14 protein-coding genes and 2 pseudogenes are annotated in these 18,489 nt (G+C 39.8%); 7 read left to right on the top strand and 9 right to left on the bottom strand.

The window, feature by feature from the left end; genetic code table 11:
• The 3 genes from P20480_RS19225 to P20480_RS08575 form a co-directional block, all read right to left on the bottom strand.
• Positions 1-88, bottom strand: an 88-nt coding sequence (locus tag P20480_RS19225; RefSeq protein WP_138922287.1) for a LacI family DNA-binding transcriptional regulator, incomplete at its 3' end; no start/stop codon positions are given.
• A 70-nt stretch (positions 89-158) separates the two neighbouring features.
• Positions 159-1,685, bottom strand: a complete 1,527-nt coding sequence (locus tag P20480_RS08570; protein WP_008129904.1) for an MFS transporter — start codon at positions 1,683-1,685, stop codon at positions 159-161.
• A gap of 32 nt (positions 1,686-1,717) precedes the next feature.
• Positions 1,718-3,046 carry a GH1 family beta-glucosidase gene (locus tag P20480_RS08575; RefSeq protein WP_008129902.1) on the bottom strand — a complete coding sequence of 443 codons (1,329 nt, stop codon included), beginning with the start codon at positions 3,044-3,046 and terminating at the stop codon, positions 1,718-1,720.
• A 224-nt stretch (positions 3,047-3,270) separates the two neighbouring features.
• On the opposite strand from P20480_RS08575, the gene P20480_RS08580 reads away from it, so the two are divergent.
• A complete protein-coding gene (locus P20480_RS08580) occupies positions 3,271-5,838 on the top strand; it encodes a glycoside hydrolase family 3 protein (RefSeq protein WP_008129900.1) in 2,568 nt (855 codons plus the stop codon).
• Positions 5,839-5,890: 52 nt separating this feature from the next.
• Here the strand turns inward: P20480_RS08580 and P20480_RS08585 are convergent, their stop codons facing one another.
• The 3 genes from P20480_RS08585 to P20480_RS08595 form a co-directional block, all read right to left on the bottom strand.
• Complete coding sequence (locus P20480_RS08585) at positions 5,891-7,378, bottom strand: tryptophan halogenase family protein (RefSeq protein ID WP_008129898.1); 1,488 nt, start codon at positions 7,376-7,378, stop codon at positions 5,891-5,893.
• Positions 7,371-8,921 carry a tryptophan halogenase family protein gene (locus tag P20480_RS08590; protein ID WP_008129895.1) on the bottom strand — a complete coding sequence of 517 codons (1,551 nt, stop codon included), beginning with the start codon at positions 8,919-8,921 and terminating at the stop codon, positions 7,371-7,373. The genes P20480_RS08585 and P20480_RS08590 overlap by 8 nt, the downstream gene beginning before the upstream one ends.
• A 95-nt stretch (positions 8,922-9,016) precedes the next feature.
• Positions 9,017-11,986, bottom strand: a complete 2,970-nt coding sequence (locus P20480_RS08595; RefSeq protein ID WP_008129893.1) for a TonB-dependent receptor — start codon at positions 11,984-11,986, stop codon at positions 9,017-9,019.
• Positions 11,987-12,481: 495 nt separating this feature from the next.
• On the opposite strand from P20480_RS08595, the gene P20480_RS08600 reads away from it, so the two are divergent.
• From P20480_RS08600 to P20480_RS18145, 6 genes and pseudogenes are all read left to right on the top strand, one after another.
• Positions 12,482-13,150, top strand: a complete 669-nt coding sequence (locus P20480_RS08600; RefSeq protein ID WP_008129892.1) for a Crp/Fnr family transcriptional regulator — start codon at positions 12,482-12,484, stop codon at positions 13,148-13,150.
• Between the two features lie 175 nt (positions 13,151-13,325).
• Positions 13,326-13,727: a hypothetical protein gene (locus P20480_RS08605; protein WP_033025479.1), complete on the top strand. Its 402-nt coding sequence runs from the start codon at positions 13,326-13,328 to the stop codon at positions 13,725-13,727.
• A gap of 88 nt (positions 13,728-13,815) precedes the next feature.
• Positions 13,816-14,319, top strand: coding sequence for an Mpo1 family 2-hydroxy fatty acid dioxygenase (locus P20480_RS08610; RefSeq protein WP_008129882.1), 504 nt, complete (start codon positions 13,816-13,818; stop codon positions 14,317-14,319).
• Between the two features lie 45 nt (positions 14,320-14,364).
• Complete coding sequence (locus tag P20480_RS08615) at positions 14,365-15,156, top strand: SDR family oxidoreductase (RefSeq protein ID WP_008129879.1); 792 nt, start codon at positions 14,365-14,367, stop codon at positions 15,154-15,156.
• Between the two features lie 101 nt (positions 15,157-15,257).
• Positions 15,258-15,847: pseudogene (locus tag P20480_RS18150) on the top strand (DUF2238 domain-containing protein).
• Positions 15,848-15,869: 22 nt separating this feature from the next.
• Positions 15,870-16,312, top strand: a pseudogene (locus tag P20480_RS18145) (GNAT family N-acetyltransferase).
• A 43-nt stretch (positions 16,313-16,355) separates the two neighbouring features.
• Here the strand turns inward: P20480_RS18145 and P20480_RS18140 are convergent.
• The 3 genes from P20480_RS18140 to P20480_RS19220 all read right to left on the bottom strand — a co-directional run bounded on the left by P20480_RS18140 (position 16,356) and on the right by P20480_RS19220 (position 18,031).
• Positions 16,356-16,751, bottom strand: a complete 396-nt coding sequence (locus P20480_RS18140; protein ID WP_033025477.1) for a zinc ribbon domain-containing protein — start codon at positions 16,749-16,751, stop codon at positions 16,356-16,358.
• Between the two features lie 184 nt (positions 16,752-16,935).
• Positions 16,936-17,307: a hypothetical protein gene (locus P20480_RS08620; RefSeq protein ID WP_238530300.1), complete on the bottom strand. Its 372-nt coding sequence runs from the start codon at positions 17,305-17,307 to the stop codon at positions 16,936-16,938.
• A gap of 127 nt (positions 17,308-17,434) precedes the next feature.
• Positions 17,435-18,031: a DUF998 domain-containing protein gene (locus P20480_RS19220; RefSeq protein WP_008129872.1), complete on the bottom strand. Its 597-nt coding sequence runs from the start codon at positions 18,029-18,031 to the stop codon at positions 17,435-17,437.
• Positions 18,032-18,489: the final 458 nt, after the last annotated feature.

Raw genomic sequence — 18,489 nt, 5'->3', positions numbered from 1 at the left:
TACTTACGTAGTCGTTGTCGTTAAGCACCCTAGAAACAGTTGATAAAGACACTCCTGCCATTTCTGATACTTGATAAATAGTCGCCATTTATATCCTAGCTTGTACGCATTTGTTTTAAATAAAATTTATAAAACATAAATTGTGATTAAATGTTAATTTACACATTACTGCGCCTAATTGCTAAATCTTCTGTTATTTTTTGGGTTATTGCAGGTGTAAGCGGATAAATAAGCATCAACGCGGCGCCTAAAAATGCAAAAGCAGCAGGGATCCAGCTCATTAACAACTGCATAGCGGGAAGGGTTTGGTTAATTGTAAGCTCATCCATACCGTTATACCCATAGCTTGCAAGTACCACTAATACGAGTGCCCCAGCAAAACCACCTCCCGTTTTTTGTACAAAGGTGCCTGCAGAATAAATAAGCCCGGTTGCGCGGCGTTTATTTTTCCACTCGGAGTAGTCAGCAGAATCTCCCAGCATGCTAAAAAACAAAGTAGGCATCATAGCGGCAAAAAACTCAGCCGCGCAGCCAAACGTAAATACAGCGACAATATTATTGCTAGGCACCCAATAAAATGCAGTGGTTAATAAGCCGCTTAGCAACAACGATGCAATAAATAAATTGCGTTTGCCCATAATTTCAGCCAGCTTGCCTGTAGCAAGTGCACCAAATATAGATACTATTAATAAGGCAATAAAATATTGCCCTGCCATGAGTTCATCAGCAACGTGGTACTTAAAGTAATAGGCAATAACACCATATTTTATGCCGTTAAACATCATGGTTAAAAAGCCAATACCCAATAAAACGAGCCACGGTTTATTTGTTAGTAAATCGACCATATCGCGCTGCGAACCGGTTAGGTTTTGTTTGTTTTTATTAAGTAGTTTTTTTATAACAACAGTCATTGCCGCCATAACTAAAGCAAAAAATAATCCGCTGTATAAATCGCGATAATAAAAAAACAGTGTTGTTGATAACAAAGGTAATATTATAAATGGCAGGTTTTTAGTTAAATCAAACAGTTCTGATTTTAAACACCCTTGCTCTGAAGCTGTGGCTATTACACGCTCTTTAGTGCTTACAAAGGTAATAACCATAAGCGCAATAAGTAAACTTGCGAACAAATACATAGTGAGCTGATAGCCCTTGGCGTTATCACCGCCTCCAAAGTAAGCGACTAAATCGGGTAAAAAACCCATCACTAATAACCCGCCGGTAAACGCGCCTGCAAATCTGAATCCTGATAGCTTTGTGCGCTCGGTGTCATCGGGGGTCATTACGCCCATAAGTGCAGAGTAGGGTACGTTACTGACTGTATAAGCAAGTGTTAAACCAATATAAGTAACGTAGGCATAAATAAGTTTATTGGTTTCGTTAAAGTTAGGTGTGGTAAAGCACAGCACCATAAATAAACCTAAAAAGGGCGCGGAGTAGAGTATCCACGGCCTAAATTTTCCAAAGCGTGACTGCGTTCTATCGGCAATCATGCCCATAATTATATCGGTTACACCATCAGATAATCTAACCACTAAAAACAGCATGGCGGCCGCTGCAGCCGATATGCCAAAGGTGTCGGTATAAAATACCGCTAAATAGGCCAATGCGCCGCGCCATACTAAATTAGCACCCGCGTCACCCATGGCATAACCGACTTTTTCGTATAAAGGGAGTTTGTTCACAGTGTGTGTTCTTATTGTTATAAGCCGCTAATTTATCGGCTTGTTATGAGTTTAGTGTACGCTTTACCACTGGCTTTAACAGTTCGTTTTTGTGTGTTGTAGTCTACGTGTACTATACCAAAGCGTTTTAAATACCCTTCTGCCCATTCAAAATTATCCATGAGGCTCCACGCAAAGTAACCATCTACCTTAACACCTTGTGCTGTTGCATTATGTAGGGCATTTAAATGTTCGTGGTAATAGTCAATACGATCGGTGTCTTTCACTTCACCGTCTTTAAATTCATCAGCCATGGCTGCGCCATTTTCGGTAATATAAATAGGTGGTAGGGTGTATTTTTCGTTTAACGATACAAGTAACTCTGTAAGCGCTTTAGGGTAAATTTCCCAGCCAATATCGGTCATTGGGGCTTTGTGTGGCAGCTCATGATAAAAGTCTGTTTCGCTTGCTTGATAATGCATACGGGTATAAAAATTCACACCTAAATAATCAAGTGGCTGTGCAATAATTTCCATATCGCCTGGTAAAATATCAGGGCACTGGGCTTTAGGTAATTGGTTAATAATATTAGGGTATTGACCTTGCATTACTGGCTGCATATACCATTGATTTATGTAGTCATCAGCAAATGCAGTGGCTTTTAAATCTTCTTCGCATTGGGTAACTGAGTAGCAAGGCGTAAAGTTAAGCACAATACCGTTGAGTGAATTAGGGCTATTTTTAGCAAGCACTTGCATCGCTAATCCGTGGCCAAGTAGTAAATGATGGGCAGCTTTTCGCCCGTGTTCTCGACCTACAATACCGGGTGCATGTACGCCAATTTCGTAGCCTAAATAAGAGCTACAAAATGGCTCGTTTAGTGTTGCATAAGAATGTACTCGCTCACCAAAGGCTTGGGTAATTAAGTCTGCGTAATGTGCAAATTCGTAAGCCGTGTTTCGGTTAAGCCAACCGCCTTCGTCTTCAATATGTTGTGGTAAATCCCAGTGGTACAAAGTAACAAAAGCTTTGATATTACGACGTTTTAGCTCATCTAAAATATCGGTGTAAAACTTAACCCCTTCAGGGTTTAAATGGCCAGCTTTAGTCATCACACGCGGCCAAGAAATAGAAAGCCTGTAGGCGTCTACACCTAGCGACTCAATTAAATCTATATCGTCTTTCCAACGAGTGTAGTGCTCACAGGCAACATCACCATTTGAATTATCAGCAATTTTACCTTCTTTACTACAAAAGGTATCCCAAATGCAGGGGAGACGATCTGCTGCGCCACCCTCAATTTGAAAAGACGCTGTGGCCACACCGTAAGTAAAGTGTTTGGCTAAAAGTGGTGAGCCACTAGGTAAAGATAATTGTTTCATTAAGCGAAAACCCCTGCTTTATTTTTAGTAAATTTGCTTTTATAAAGTTAAAGTTGGAAGCGCTTCCATAATTAATTTGATTAATCGCTGGGTATAGTATTTAATAACTTTCAGGAAGCGCTTCCATATTTAGGTTAGTGGCTATTGTTAAACAGGTCAATAGTTATATTTAAATAAGCAAATTACATTATAAAAACGCACCCAGACAACACAGGGCCATAACAATGAGAAAAAGCTTAAACACAAAAGCATTAAAAATACTTCCCCTTTTGGTGGGAGGAATATGCGTTTTAACAGCCTGTAATAAACAGCAAACGCAAGTTAGTAACAATCATACTAACGCCTCGGAGCATGAGCAGGGCGATATAACACTTTGGGCAACACTTAAAAACAAAGTACAAAAAAGTGCCGAGATTGAAAATACAATTGCTGGTTATTTAAAGTCGATGACGCTTGAGCAAAAAGTAGCGCAAATGATCCAACCAGAAATTCGCGATATAACCGTTGAAGATATGCGCAAATATGGGTTTGGATCTTATTTAAATGGTGGAGGCTCTTTTCCTGATGCTAATAAGCATGCTACTCCTGCTGACTGGATAGCGCTTGCAGAGAGTATGTATCAAGCATCGGTTGATGATACGCTTGATGGCAGTAAAATCCCTACCATGTGGGGCACCGATGCCGTACATGGACACAATAACGTCATTGGTGCGACGTTATTTCCACATAATATTGGTTTGGGTGCTGCTAATAACCCTGCGCTTATAGAGCAAATTGCAGCGGCAACAGCGGTAGAAGTAATGGCTACAGGGATTGATTGGGTGTTTGCACCTACCGTAGCTGTAGTGCGCGATGATCGCTGGGGCAGAACCTACGAAGGCTATTCAGAAGACCCTGCAATTGTTCGCGAGTATTCAGCCGCTATTGTAAATGGCTTACAAGGTAGAGCCGATGGCGACTTTTTAAGTGATAAACGCGTAATTAGTACTGTTAAGCACTTTTTAGGTGATGGCGGTACAGTGGATGGCGACGATCAAGGTAATAATATTGATACCGAAAAAGATTTGTACAACATACATGCGCAAGGTTATGTAGGTGGCTTAACGGCAGGTAGCCAGTCTGTTATGGCGTCGTTTAATAGCTGGCATGGTAAAAAAAATCATGGCAATAAATACTTACTTACCGATGTACTCAAAACCAAAATGGGTTTTGATGGCTTTGTTGTAGGAGATTGGAATGGCCACGGGCAAGTTGCCGGCTGTACTAACGAAAGCTGCCCACAAGCGGTCAATGCGGGGCTTGATATTTTTATGGTGCCTACAGATGCTTGGAAACCACTTTATAACAATACAATAGCGCAAGTAAAAGCGGGTACTATTCCTATGGCTAGAATAGATGATGCCGTTGCGCGTATTTTACGTGTTAAATTGCGCGCAGGTTTATTTGAAAAACCAAGCCCTGCCAAGCGTAAATTCTCAGGTAAAGTAGCGCTAATTGGTGCGCCAGCACATCGTGATATTGCCCGCCAAGCGGTGCAAGAGTCTTTAGTACTGCTTAAAAACAATAACCATATATTACCGATTAACCCATCAAGCAATATACTTATAGCAGGCGATGCGGCCAATAATATTGGTAAACAATCGGGCGGTTGGAGCATTACCTGGCAAGGCACTAACAATAAAAATGAAGACTTTCCTGGAGCTACCTCTATATATGCCGGATTAAAAGCGCAAATAGATACAGCAGGTGGTAACGCTATTTTAAGCCCAAATGGCACGTTTTATACTAAACCCGATGTAGCCATTGTTGTATTTGGCGAAGAGCCATACGCAGAAGGGCATGGCGATAAAGACAACCTTGAATTTGAGCGAGGTAATAAACGCTCACTTAAAATTTTAAAAGCGTTAAAACAGCAAAATATACCGGTCGTATCTGTGTTTATATCGGGCAGACCCATGTGGGTTAATAGCGAGCTAAATGCATCTGATGCGTTTGTAGCTGCATGGCTCCCTGGCACTGAAGGCCAAGGCATTGCTGATGTTTTACTAGCGGATGTAAATGGGCAAGTACAACATGACTTTAAAGGTAAGTTATCGTTCTCGTGGCCCAAATCGCCACTACAAACGGCTGTAAACAAGGGCGATGAACATTATGCACCGCTACTACCTTACGGATTTGGGTTAACCTATAAAGATAAAAGTACCCTTGCCAATAACCTAAATGAAGACTCAGGTGTTGATGTAAGCAACCTTGCGCCGCTGTCTATATTTAATGGCAGCTTTAAAACACCGTGGCGTTTGTTTTTAAACTCTAATAACCAGCAGCATCAAGTGGCCAGCAACAGTGTAAAGCTTGGCGGCATTACTTATCGTACTGAAGATATGACCATTCAAGAAGATGCGATGGCGTTTAATTTTACAGGCTCTAGCACAAGCTATATCGAAATTAACAGTAACTTTACTGAAGACAAAGTGGCTTATATTGAGGCCAATTCAGCGCTTAGCTTTAGCTATAAAATAAATACAATGCCAACAAAGCAAGTACAACTAGGTATGAAATGCGAGCAAGGCTGTGGTGGCGAGCTTAATATTACCAATGAGCTTAAAAATTCAGCCTTAAATACATGGCAAACAATGAGTGTAGATTTAACCTGTTTTACTAAAAAGGGCGTTGATTTTGCCAGAGTAACCAGCCCATTTATTTTTAAAACGGCAGGAGAGTTTAGCGTTTCAGTTGCAGATATTAGCTTTAAACCACAAAGCGCTAATAGCGCCACGGTTAAGTGTGAGTAATAAAGCGTAAAAATTGTTGTGTGTACCCAAAGCCCTTTTTTAAGGGCTTTTTTCATGCAGGGCAATAGTGTTTTAAAAACTCATGGTGGGGTGGTAATTGGCTTACGCGCTGTTCGATTTGTTGCTTAATACTGTGTAAAAAACGGGTGAGTTCTTCGTCGCTCATCATGCTGGCTATTAAGTGGTGTTGTTCGGGCCCAATACCTTGTCCAAGCATAACTTGCACCCAGGAATCGACTCTAAAAATATCACCATCGTCTAAAAATACACGGCCAGTTTGTTTAAACAAATCAATTTTATGCTGAAGTGTTTTTGGCACTTCCATGGCGCTACAGTGTTGCCAAAATTCGCTGTCATCGCGATTAGTTACTTTGTAATGCAGCACAATAAAATCGCGAATATTTTCAATTTCGCTTTTAAGTTGTTTGTTGTATTCGTCAATGGCGTGATTGGTTATGCCATTAAACGGAAATAAACGCATAAAACGAATAATACCCGACATAATTAAATGAATGCTGGTGGACTCAAGTGGTTCAACAAAACCGCTTGCAAGACCAAGCGCAAGGCAGTTTTTGTTCCAGCCTTTTAAGCGCCGCCCAGTTTTAAATTTAATAACACGGGGTTCAGTAAGCGCTTCACCTTCAATGTTATTTAGCAATAACGCTTTAGCTTGTTCGTCATCCATATATTGGCTGCAATACACTAACCCATTGCCTACACGATTTTGCAGCGGTATACGCCATTGCCAACCGCTTATATGGGCAATAGAGCGGGTAAGTGGCAATACGGTATCGATTGTTGATTTTGTTTGTACTGCAATGGCGCTATTGCATGGTAATAAGTGCGACCAATCTTCGTAGCCCGTATGCAATGCTTGCTCAATTAATAAGCCTTTAAAGCCGGTGCAATCTATAAAAAAGTCGCCGTTTATTTGCTCGCCACTATTTAAAAGTAATGATTCTATGTGGCCTGTATTAGCGCTTTTTACTACTTTTTGTATTTTACCTTCAACACGCTTTACGCCTAATGGCTCTGAAAATTCACGTAAAAACTGCGCGTAGCGGGTAGCATCCATATGGTAGGCGTAGTTAATAGGGTTTTGTTGGTTAAACGCAAATTTACCGGCTTTAGCCGCTTGCAGCTCGTAACAGTAATCGCCAAATGGGTTGTTTATTCCTAAAGTTTTGCCTTGTAGCCAAAAGTGATGAAACTCACCCGCCCAACATTCTTTGCCTGTTGCGCCAAATGAGTGAATATAACGCGTGTTTTCATCGCCCCAGTTTTCAAAGCTAATACCTAATTTAAAGCTTGCTTGAGTGGCTTTCATAAAAGCTTGCTCGTTTATACCTAGCAATTTATGAAACGTACGAATAGGCGGAATTGTTGCCTCGCCAACGCCTACAGTGCCAATATCGTCAGATTCAACAAGGGTAACGTGTATATTTTTGCCAATTAATTTTGCAAGTGCAGCCGCAGCCATCCAGCCTGCAGTGCCGCCTCCCGCTATTACTACATTTTTAACTGCATTTTTTTTAGTCATTATGTGGCTGCCTATTATTAGATAAAAGATCATTTAAAAGCTCGCGGTTACTCGGTAAGCCTTTTAAGTATTGCGCTATTTTTTCACGGTTTTGCTGATAATAGTAATCCCCAGCACGTGGGTCGTTAAATGCATTTTGTGCAGATACAGTTTGTGTATTAAAGCCCATGCCATATAAAACATACTGGTAACTACTTGATGAAAATACTTCTTCGTTTTCAATAAAGTCAAAGCGGCTAGGGGGCTGAAATTGCCAAAGTTTAAGTAAGTTTTGTAGGCGCTCTGGTGCAGTTGTTAAATCGCGAATGTTTTGCCAGTAGGGGGTATCGTCGCGTTCGCTTAGCACATAATGGAGTTTTAAAAATTCGACAACACGTTGCCAACGCGTGCTAAAGCGGTCATTAAAACGCGTTTCAAGCTGGCTCATATGCGTGCGGTTTTGTGGTAGTTGCTCGCTTATCATGCTAATTGAAAGTTCAACCATGGCAAGTGCAGAGGCTTCAAGTGGCTCTAAAAATCCAGCCGACATACCCACGGCAACACAGTTTTTAATCCAAAACTTTTGTCTGTACCCTGGACTGAATTTTAATACACGGTAATTAAGCTGCTCAGCTTGTTGCTCGCTAGTACTTTTAGCTATGTAGCTTTTTAAAGTATCAGTTGCGCTTTCATCGCTTTGATATTGACTACTAAATACATAACCAGTGCCACGGCGTGTGGGTAGGGCTATATCCCAAATCCAGCCGTTACTTTGCGCAGTAGAGAGCGTTGCAGAGGCAATTGGCTGATTGATGTGTGCATTAGGTACTTGCGCCGCAACAGCGCTATTATTAAATAAAATATGATCTTGCGCTATAAATTCACTTTTAAAATGTTCACCAATTAAACGCGCACGAGAGCCTGAGCAATCTAAAAATAAATCACCTGTTATATCGCCATTTTTATTTGTTTTTAATGAGGCAATATAGCCATGCTCGTCGTTAATAACGTGGGTTACATCGTCAGTAATATGTGTAACATTTAAGTTTTTAACACAGTGGTTTTTTAAAAACTCGGCAAATTTACCTGCATCTAAATGATAGCCATAGTTGGTGACTGCTGCGTATTCGGGTGTTTGTAATTGTTTTGGTGCAAGTGCTGCTTGGCATACAAAACTTTGCATATTAACAACGTCAGCAAACTTTTGGTTAGGTGCAATACGTTGCCAACTTGCTTGTAAATTGGTTTGCTCGTAGCCTTGAGGGTCCATAAAAGGGTGGTAGTAGTTTTCTCCCTTACTTAGGTTGCGCCAATTTATAAATTTAGAACCTTGCTTAAAGGTGGCATCGCACTGGGTTATAAAATCAATTTCTTTAATGCCAATACGCTGTAACGTATTACGCATTGAAGGCCACGTGCCTTCGCCTACACCTAGTATTGGTACGTTTGCTGACTCAATTAACGTGACACTCAAATGTGGATTCTCAGCAGCTAATAAACCCGCACTTAGCCAGCCGGCTGTACCACCACCTAAAATGACTATTTTTTTTATTGGTTTGGTCATGAGTTAAAACCCTAAACTTGATAACACGTAAACTATATCGTTTTAAATACAAAAAAGCCGCTAGTAAAAACTAACGGCTTTGCTTGGTATTACCTTTAGAAGTTGTAACGCATACCAATATTGTAGCGTGCGCCTAGTTGTTGCAAGTTCCATAATTGCACTGATGTACGGGCATGTTCGCGGCTGTTTTGCTCAGTAATATTTATACCTTCAACAAAAAACGAAAGCTGTTCGCTGTAGTTGTACGCAACGTTAAAGTCGATTTGATAATACTCTTCAGTAAAACCAGGTTCGTTAACGTAACGCGCAGCACTATTTAAAAACTTATCCCGCCAGTTATAGGCAACACGGGCTTGAAAGTCATCGTTTTCGTACATGGCAATAAAGTTGGCTGTATCGCTTAGCCCTACCAGTGCAAACTGCGTTGTAGAAGGGTTAGCATTTACATCAAAGTCTATATCACCATTAACGGTAGTGTAGTTTGCTTGAACGCCAAAACCGCTTTCACCAAAAAAGTGTTGAAATGCAATTTCAAAACCATCTATGGTGGCGCTTTTATTATTGGTTGGTACTTGTGCAGTAAAATCGAGTAGTGGGTCATCGCTGTTAGCAATAACATCGTACGCCGCTTCAAATTCTTCGTAAGTCATAGAATCAAAATCTACCCCATTTTCGGTAGCCGCAACCATTTGGAATAAGTTTGAATCTGTAACAGCAAGCCCACGGGCTTCAAGCTCTGCAATGGCAGCTTGCGCGCGAGGGCCCGCAGTTGCATCGCGTAAACCATAGTAATTTTGTGTCATTGGCGTTAAACCAATAAAGTTTTCGATATCTTTTGTGTAGTAACCTACCGATACATAGCTTGTTTCTGCAAAATACCATTCTGCCGATACATCAATGTTATCTGACTCAAGCGGCACTAAACCAGGATTACCTGTTGACGCTGTTGCTGGTGACGAACCAGGCAATAAGGTTGGCGCTCCCGGTACACCGACAGTAGCGGCAGAACTTAAGTTATCATACGTTGGACGGGCAATTGTTGTACTGTAAGAAAAGCGCGCTTTTACGTTTTCGATTACTTCTATGTCAAAGTCTAAGCTGGGTAAAAAGTGATCGTAACTAGATTTTAGTGTGAAATCTTGCTTATCTGAGCCAAAGCGTACGTTAAAATCGTTGTTGCCTTCCCAAGCAATGGCATTTGGCAGGTCTATATTAGCAGTTGAAGTAATATCAGTTGACTCGTGACGTGCGCCAACAACGATGTTGTAAGGCATGTCATTAAAATAACCAGTATAAGAGAACTGAACAAAGGCCGCAGTAATATCTTCTTCTATGGTGCGGTTTGTGGCAAAAGCGCCATCGGCTGCGAAGTTAAATCCATATTGCTCGCCTGCCCAATAGCCTATTTGTGAAGCGCTGCCCGTATAGCCTTGATTAAATGAGCCAGACGTATCGTAATCGTCAAACTCAGCTAAAAAGTTGGTAGGATTTAAATAACCGTCAGGTAATTCACCAGGGTTTTCAACTCCCCAATTCCCCATCGTGTTACGAGTAAGTGACTGAAGTGAATGGCTTTCCATAGAGCGAGATTCTACGCCAAAGTCAATTACACCGTTTTCCAGCTCATATTTACCATGAAGCCTAAATTCGTTCACTTCAGATTCTTGGCTTGCAAAATTAGAGTCTAATATCGAGGTACCTACATCTGCAGGGTCGAGCGTATTGTTACAGTTTAAGTTAGCGCGTCGACAGTCGTTAAAATCTATACTCATAGAAGGAAGTTCGCGGCTAAAGTCTACTTCTTGTGCATTAATAACATTTGCACCAAGGCCAGCATTAACCCAGCTGCCGTATGGTGCGTCAGGTTTACTTGTGGCTTTTGAATTGTGCGCATCAAACATAAAGCTCAACTCAGAGTTAAAGTAATACTCTACATTTAAGCCGATTGAATCGTTTTTATTTACCTGATTTAACTCTTGAAATGCTAAACCTAAATCACGCGTTTGTAGATCGCGGCGCTCTTCTCGGTAATAGACAGGTGTTTTAACGGTGTTGTCATCAAAGGTTAGCGCACTTTTGTAATTGTCCATCCAAAGAGACTGCTCAGCACGTGCTTCAAATAAATCCTGTTTAGAGTAGGTGTAATCAAGTGTGGCTGTTAAATCATCAATTGGGCTGTACTGAAATGTTAATTGCGCATTTGTACGCGTACGCTCTCTGTCGGCTATGGTATAACGTAAATCTGATGGCATTGAATAAAGTTGGCCAATCTCTGGTGCGTTAGTTAAAACAATATCGTCAGCTGCTTGAGGAATAGTGCCGTCAAAAGCCGATGTATTCCACTGATTTACAAATGCACCTGTTGATGAGCTATCGCGCTGTTGCATGCTTGCCGTTAACGATGCGCCAAATTTAGCGTCGCTGTCGGTCCAGCTAATAATACCCGAAAGCTCAGGTGTAATGTCATCGCCTACGCGATTAGTTGTATCGTGAAGTGCTTTAACACCAATGCTTGAAATAAATCCAGGGTTGTCGAGTGGCCGGGCAGTGTTAATGTTAATAGTTGCACCAATACCACCAGAGGCAATACTTGCTTTACCTGTTTTATAAACTTCAACTGATTTAACGCTATCAGATGCCAAATTAGCAAAATCAAATGCACGAGAATTGGGAGTGCCGCCGCCTGCAGGAAGAGAAGCTGCCGGCATAGTACGACCATTTAGGGTTACCATATTGTAATCGGGGCCAAAACCACGAACGGTCACTTTAGACCCTTCACCGTTTGAGCGATCAATCGACACACCGGTAATACGCTGTAGCGATTCGGCTAAATTGGTATCGGGAAATTTACCAATATCTTCAGCAGAAATGGCGTCTACCACACCTGCGGCATCACGTTTTAATCGAGTTGATTCTTTAATGCTACTTTTAAAGCCGGTGACCTGAATTACTTCAACGTCTTGATTTGCTTCTTCTTGTGCAAGCAACGGTAAAGATATAGATGCGCTTAAAATCAAAGATAGGCTGGTTGCTATCTTTGTTTTTCTTACAATATGGTTAGCCATTCGGTTTCCCTCGTACTTTTATCATTATTATTAACAGCTTGTATGAGGCTGTTATTGTGTAAATGTTAACATTGTCAAATGTGTGGAAGCGCTTCCAGAAAAGAAAATTAAAAATCGCCTATGTGGAAGCGCTTCCAGAAATGCTAGACCAATTTCATAGAAGGATCAACTAATGTTTTAATAAAATGAAATATATTTGTTCGAAAAATGTAATTTATACTGTGAGTGAAGGGGTTGGTTAAACTGCATTAAAATTATGCCAAATTAATATGCTTTAAAAGTGGTGCTAGTAATTGAATCTCGCAACATGTAATGATTAGACCCTTGATATATCTGAGTGGATTGTCATAAATTCGAGTTATTGTGCGAGTAAATTAACAAATAATGTTAAGTTGAAATACAGTTAAAAACGGAGCAATCAAATTTAATGAATTATTTGAAATTAGCAAATATCGTTGGGTTCCAAAAAGTGAGTACGATTGTTAAAGAGGTACCATGAAAGCGCATCAGCAAGCAGTAATAGAGCAAGGACAATGGTTTAAAAATCGTAGCCCCAAGCTAAAAATGTTTTTATTAGCTCACGGTAAAATACTCACTTTGAAAGCCCAACAAGCGCTATTTTTACGTGGCGATGCGCATGATGGAATATACGTTGTTTTAAGTGGGGTTATGCGAATTAGTGGCGTAAATAGTAATGGTAAAGAGGCCGTTTTGAGTTTCATAGATGCATCGTTATGGTTTGGTGAAGTAACGTTATTTGATAAAGGCTTAAGAACCCATGACGTTTACGCACAAACTGACGCTCAGTTATTTTATGTACCACAACGTTCATTAGAGCAACTATTAAGTAAACACCCTGAGTATTGGCAGGAGTTTGGCTTATTATTGGCACAAAAATTACGGCTTATGTTTTCTTCGATGGAAGATCATGCATTGCACAGCGCAGAGCAAAAGGTATGTAACAGATTATTAATGCTGAGTGAGCAAACCAATTTTTCAGCGCCATTGGCATTGTCTCAGCAACAATTAGCGGATATGACCTATTTAACACGGCAAACCATAAATCAAATACTACAAAAACTGGTTAAAAAAAATGCCATTAGTTTGGGGTATCAGTGCATTACAGTGTTGGATGTAAGTAAATTGCAGGCGCTTGCTAGTTAACTCAAGCGTTGTGCAATAAACCTTCAGTTAGAATTTAAATTTTTGGCCAAATAAAAACAAACCCTCAATTGTTTAACCAGATTTTTGGTTCCTAGCTTTAAGTTAGCTTATTTTAACCATTTTTTTGGAACCAAAATTGCTACAGATAATACTTTGCAGCAATGGATTTAAGCTAATGATGATAACTTCTTATATGAATCAATATAGTCGCTATGTAAGTGACACTAATGCGGCATTAATGAATAAGAGTGCGGCAATAGATGTCCCCATCCAACAAACCACCCAACAACCGAAAGAGTTTAATGAGCTAAAGGTTGCTAATAATTTTTTACAAAATGCTCAAGAGGCATTGGTTTACCAACGTTTAGGTATCGATAAAGACAAAATAGCAGAGATAAAAGCATTAATAGAAGCGTTATCAGAGCAGTTACAAAAGCAAGGCGCTGACAGTGATTCAATTAACAAAAAAATGGACGAACTACAAAAAATGCTCGAACAGGAGTATAAAAATGGACGTGAACGAACGGATACTCAACCAGAACGAGAAAAGGGAAGTATTATTTCGGCGTTAGCTTAAATTTGTAAGTGTCGGGTAGGTGACATTGTTGTTACGCGTTTATTTGTTATGTTTAGTGTTTAGCTAAATATTTATTGAGGAATACACAATGCAAACACTTCAACAACAACTGGGCAAATATGGTTTATATCACCGCTCTAAGCGCAATGTGCTTACTCATTTTTTTGGTATCCCACTTATTGTATTTGCCGTTTTATGTTTACTTGCCCGCATTGAAATACCCCTTGGTGGCGTTGTTATTAATGGTGCCCAGATATTTGTTTTAGCTTCGGTAATCTATTACTTCATGTTAAGTCTATCGCTGGGTTTAATTATGGCTATATTGTTTACTGCATTGCTGTTTGCTGCTGAGCCTATAGCAGCTATGACATTTTGGCCTTGGTTAAGTATTGGCGTGGGCGTATTTGTGTTTGGTTGGGTGTTGCAATTTATTGGACATTATTATGAAGGCAAAAAGCCCGCGTTTGTTGATGATTTAATTGGCTTAATTATTGGCCCATTGTATGTAACTGTAGAATTACTATTTTTAATGGGCTTTTACAAACAGCTCGAAATAGAAGTGAACAACATAGCAGGGCCAACAAAGGCGTAAATTCACTTACTCAAATCAAAAGCTTCATTGAGCAAAGAGGTGCCTATGAATTTTAATAATAAAACAGTGTGGGTTACAGGCGCATCGTCAGGCATTGGTAAGGAGCTTGCGGTTCAACTTGCGAAGCTAGGCGCACGCGTCATTTTATCTGCCCGCAATGTTGAAAAGCTCACCGAAGTAAAAGCAACGCTTGAAGGTGATGGGCATTTAATTATACCGCTTGATTTGTCAGCGCCTGAGGCTGTTTTGACTCAGGTTACTGATTTACTGCACACTTTACCTTCTATCGATATTTTAATTAATAACGGCGGGGTGTCGCAGCGCAGTTTATTTTTAGAAAACGACTTTAATGTATACCGCCAGCTTATGGAGGTTAATTATTTTGGTTTAATAGCACTGACAAAAGCGATATTACCTTCAATGGTTGCAAGAAAAAGCGGTTCAATCGTGGCTATTAGCAGTGTGGCAGGAAAGGTTGGTTCAAAGTTTAGAACGGGTTATTCAGGCTCAAAATATGCGGTAGTGGGCTTTATGGATTGCCTACGAGCAGAAGTAGCTGAGCACAATATTCATTGTTTAACGATTTGCCCAGGTTCGATTAAAACAGCGATTGCTCATAACTCGTTAAACGAGCATGGCGTCGCACAAAATAAACCCGAAAAATCAATTGAAAACGGCATGGCAGTATCCTGTGCGGCTGAAAAAATGATTAAAGCGATTGCTAACAAAAAAGACGAGGTTATTGTTGGGCAAGGATTAAGTGGTTGGGCACCAACGATAAAACGATTTTTTCCTAATTTATTTAATCGATTAACTGCTAAAACTAACTACAGATAATTGCACTTTTACTATTAATTAAGCTAAATAACAGGCGGTGGTTTTATTAATATTGAAAAGGTAGACTGTATTAAAATTAAATAAATAAGGTAAGGATACTCGTGAAATTTGCATGGCTAAGCCTTTTTTTTGGTGTATTAATTTGGTCTGGCATTAACCCTAAAGATCAATTCACTTGGTTACTTGAAGTTATTCCCGCAATGATTGGTTTAGCACTTATAGCAAGCACGTACAAATACTTTAAATTAACCTCTTTATTGTACTTTTTATTTTAGTGCATTGTATTGTGCTGATGATAGGTGGTCATTATACCTACGCAGAAGTGCCTTTATTTGATAATTTATTTGGCAGCGAACGCAATAACTATGACAAAGTAGGGCACTTTTTTCAGGGATTTGTACCCGCTTTGCTAGCGCGCGAAATACTGCTACGAAAGCAGGTTGTGAATGGCCGAGGTTGGTTAACTTTATTTGTTATATCTGTCAGTTTGGCGTTTAGTGCATTTTACGAATTAATAGAGTGGTGGGTAGCAGTACTGACCGGTGAAAACGCTGAGGCATTTTTAGGGACGCAAGGGTATGTGTGGGATACACAGTCAGATATGGCATTAGCGTTATTTGGTGCTATTTGCTCGTTACTGCTGCTTTCAAAACTACACGATACACAGTTAAAGTATGTAAAAAACTATTAAATACTTCACTGGATAGTTAAAAATGACTCAACAACCTCACAACTACTCAATTAGTACAGACAAGTCTAAGCTTAACTATAACGTTATTTATAATTTTATTGCTAATAGTTACTGGGCAAAAGGCATACCTAAAAGTGTGATGCAAAAAGCGATTGATAACCAATGTGCTTTGGCGTGTATAGCCCTAATAACGAGCAAGTTGGTTTTGCACGGGTAGTTACCGACAACGCTACTTTTGCCTACTTGGCAGATGTATTTATTACCCCGCACCTACAAGGGTGTGGCCTGAGCAAGTTACTTATTAAAACAATAGTAGAACACCCTGAGCTACAAGGGCTCAGGCGCTTTTTATTAGCCACATCGGATGCGCATGGCCTTTATGCACAATATGGGTTTAAACCGATAGACAACCCAGGGCTACTAATGCAAATAAACCCTGCAAATGTGTATGAGGGAAATACTTGAGAGGTATAGTAAGGGGGGAAGAGCAATGATTCTGTTAAACTCCTTACAGGCCCCAAACTCTTAAAGCTGCTGTATGAATTTCATTTAAAAGTAATAACCCTGCAATACTACCAAATAGCACCCACTTTTTAGATTTTTCAACTTCCTTGGAGCGTCTGTAAGTAACATAGCCAATAAAGGTTACTAGTACAATAACGGCTATTACTGATAATTGATTCTCTTGATTCAACCTAAAGTTCCCCTCAATTATATGATGAGAGAAAAATGAAATAACCCAAAGCGTGAACAAAACAGTAAGACCAATTACATAATTAATAATCTTAAATGTATTAATTGAAGTACCACAAACAGGACAAACATAATTTCGTTGCCTAGCGTTGGGTGTTTTAATCCTTACGGTAATTGCTGAATTACATTTTTTACAAACTAACAGAGACATAAACTCGATTCTATTTAGGGTTTATAATAAGACTGTAGAATAACTTCAACAGCCCAATTCAATTAAAAATCGAGCTCCTGTAAATAACTCTAAGTTTTTTTAAAGCATTAGGTAATGCTATTTGGAACACATAAAACAGGCTAATTTTCTTTAAAAAGAGTAATTCTAGAGCTTCAACGCCTCATTATATGCCGTTTTTATTAGAGCAGTGTTTAATTATGCTATTTTTAAAAGCTTTCGCAAGAGCGTCAGTTTTACGATAAAACACAGCGATATCTTCATCTAAATGCTGGCCATCTATATCAATTTCAAAACTAGTTTTAATATCAGTTTGCTCATACATAGTTAAATTGACTTCATATTCATCGAGTTCAAAAGAAAAACTTGAGCCATTTGTAATTAAGTTTTGAGTATTTTGAGTATGTTCAAATGTAGACTTCATGCATTCTGAAGTTACAAGGAAATCCACTTTCATTCCTAAACCTATACGGTTGTCATTTTCAATTTCGCAACCAACAATAAACATTGGTAATAGTAAAACTAATAATCGATTCATAATCTTAGGCATATAATACCCGCATAACGGGCAAATATACGTAGGCTAAAATACCGAGCAACGCGAGGGGAGCCTACGTATATTTGTCCCTAGCGAGCGAAGCGAGTGTTAATGCGTTTGTTAGTTTTTATGCTACCACGAAGATTGAATAAATGAACAACCACAGTATTTGAAAGCCATAACTAAGCCGCTGGTGAAGACCGGGGACACTTCTAAGTTCGAGTGCTTTTGCTAATTTAAATGAAAAATAAAAGCAGCCCAAAATACAAAAGGCGGAAAGATACCGAAGTGGTACAGGATAAAAACTATAAAAAGTAACTATCAGCGGTGCAACGATGAATGAAAGGAGCATAATTAAACCTGACCACGTGTGTATCTTGCAACTTCGGGAGGGCGACTTTGTGTATGCGTCGGCATCCATCGGGAAGTAGCCGCAAATCCAAGTACATATACCATGAACGATAACCATAGCGCCTATTACTACAGTTGGTACATGAGACTGATATGAAATAATTAAGTAGCACCCAAAAAGAACGAACAGCGCACCTAAAGGGTAATTGTTTATTGCAGGCGACAATTTTTGAGTAGGGCTACCAAAAGCGCCGAGTTCACTACAGAACTGTTTTGAATGGCTGTAGTTTGGATAGAAGCGAGAAGCAATATAAATACCTAACACAATCCAAATCGAGGCAACGATCCCTGTGTAGGCAAAAATGTTATTCAAACCTAATTCCTCCTTGAAAAACTAACGCTTTGAATATGGGGCGAATGCGAGCGCTTTGGCCGAAGGCCAGCGAGTATTTGTCCCAGTGAGTTTACGAACGACATTATCCACTTGTATGGATAATACACCCATCTTAATTACTATTTAAACCCCATTTCGGGTAATGTGAGACCCAGGCTTAAACAGCAACTTAAGCTTCCCTTGTCGTAGTTCGATTGAGCAAAGGCTCCTCTGTTGAGAGACCGATAACAAGAACGAACGCGACAAAGGACTCCAAGCACCACACTCGAATAGTCTACTGGGTCTCGAACCCGCATTATGCAAGTAAGAGTTAGCTTATTATGAATACAAAAACAAAGCAAAACATAAACGTAGGTGTTGATACCGGAAAGTACCAACTCGATATTTATATCCGTCCATTGGACATTTAATTCACTGTTCCAAATGATGATAAAGGT

Source organism: Pseudoalteromonas sp. BSi20480, from assembly GCF_000241365.1.
GTDB lineage: Bacteria > Pseudomonadota > Gammaproteobacteria > Enterobacterales > Alteromonadaceae > Pseudoalteromonas > Pseudoalteromonas marina.
Note: the sequence above shows the minus strand (reverse complement) of the source record. Positions and strands in the feature narration are given on the sequence as shown.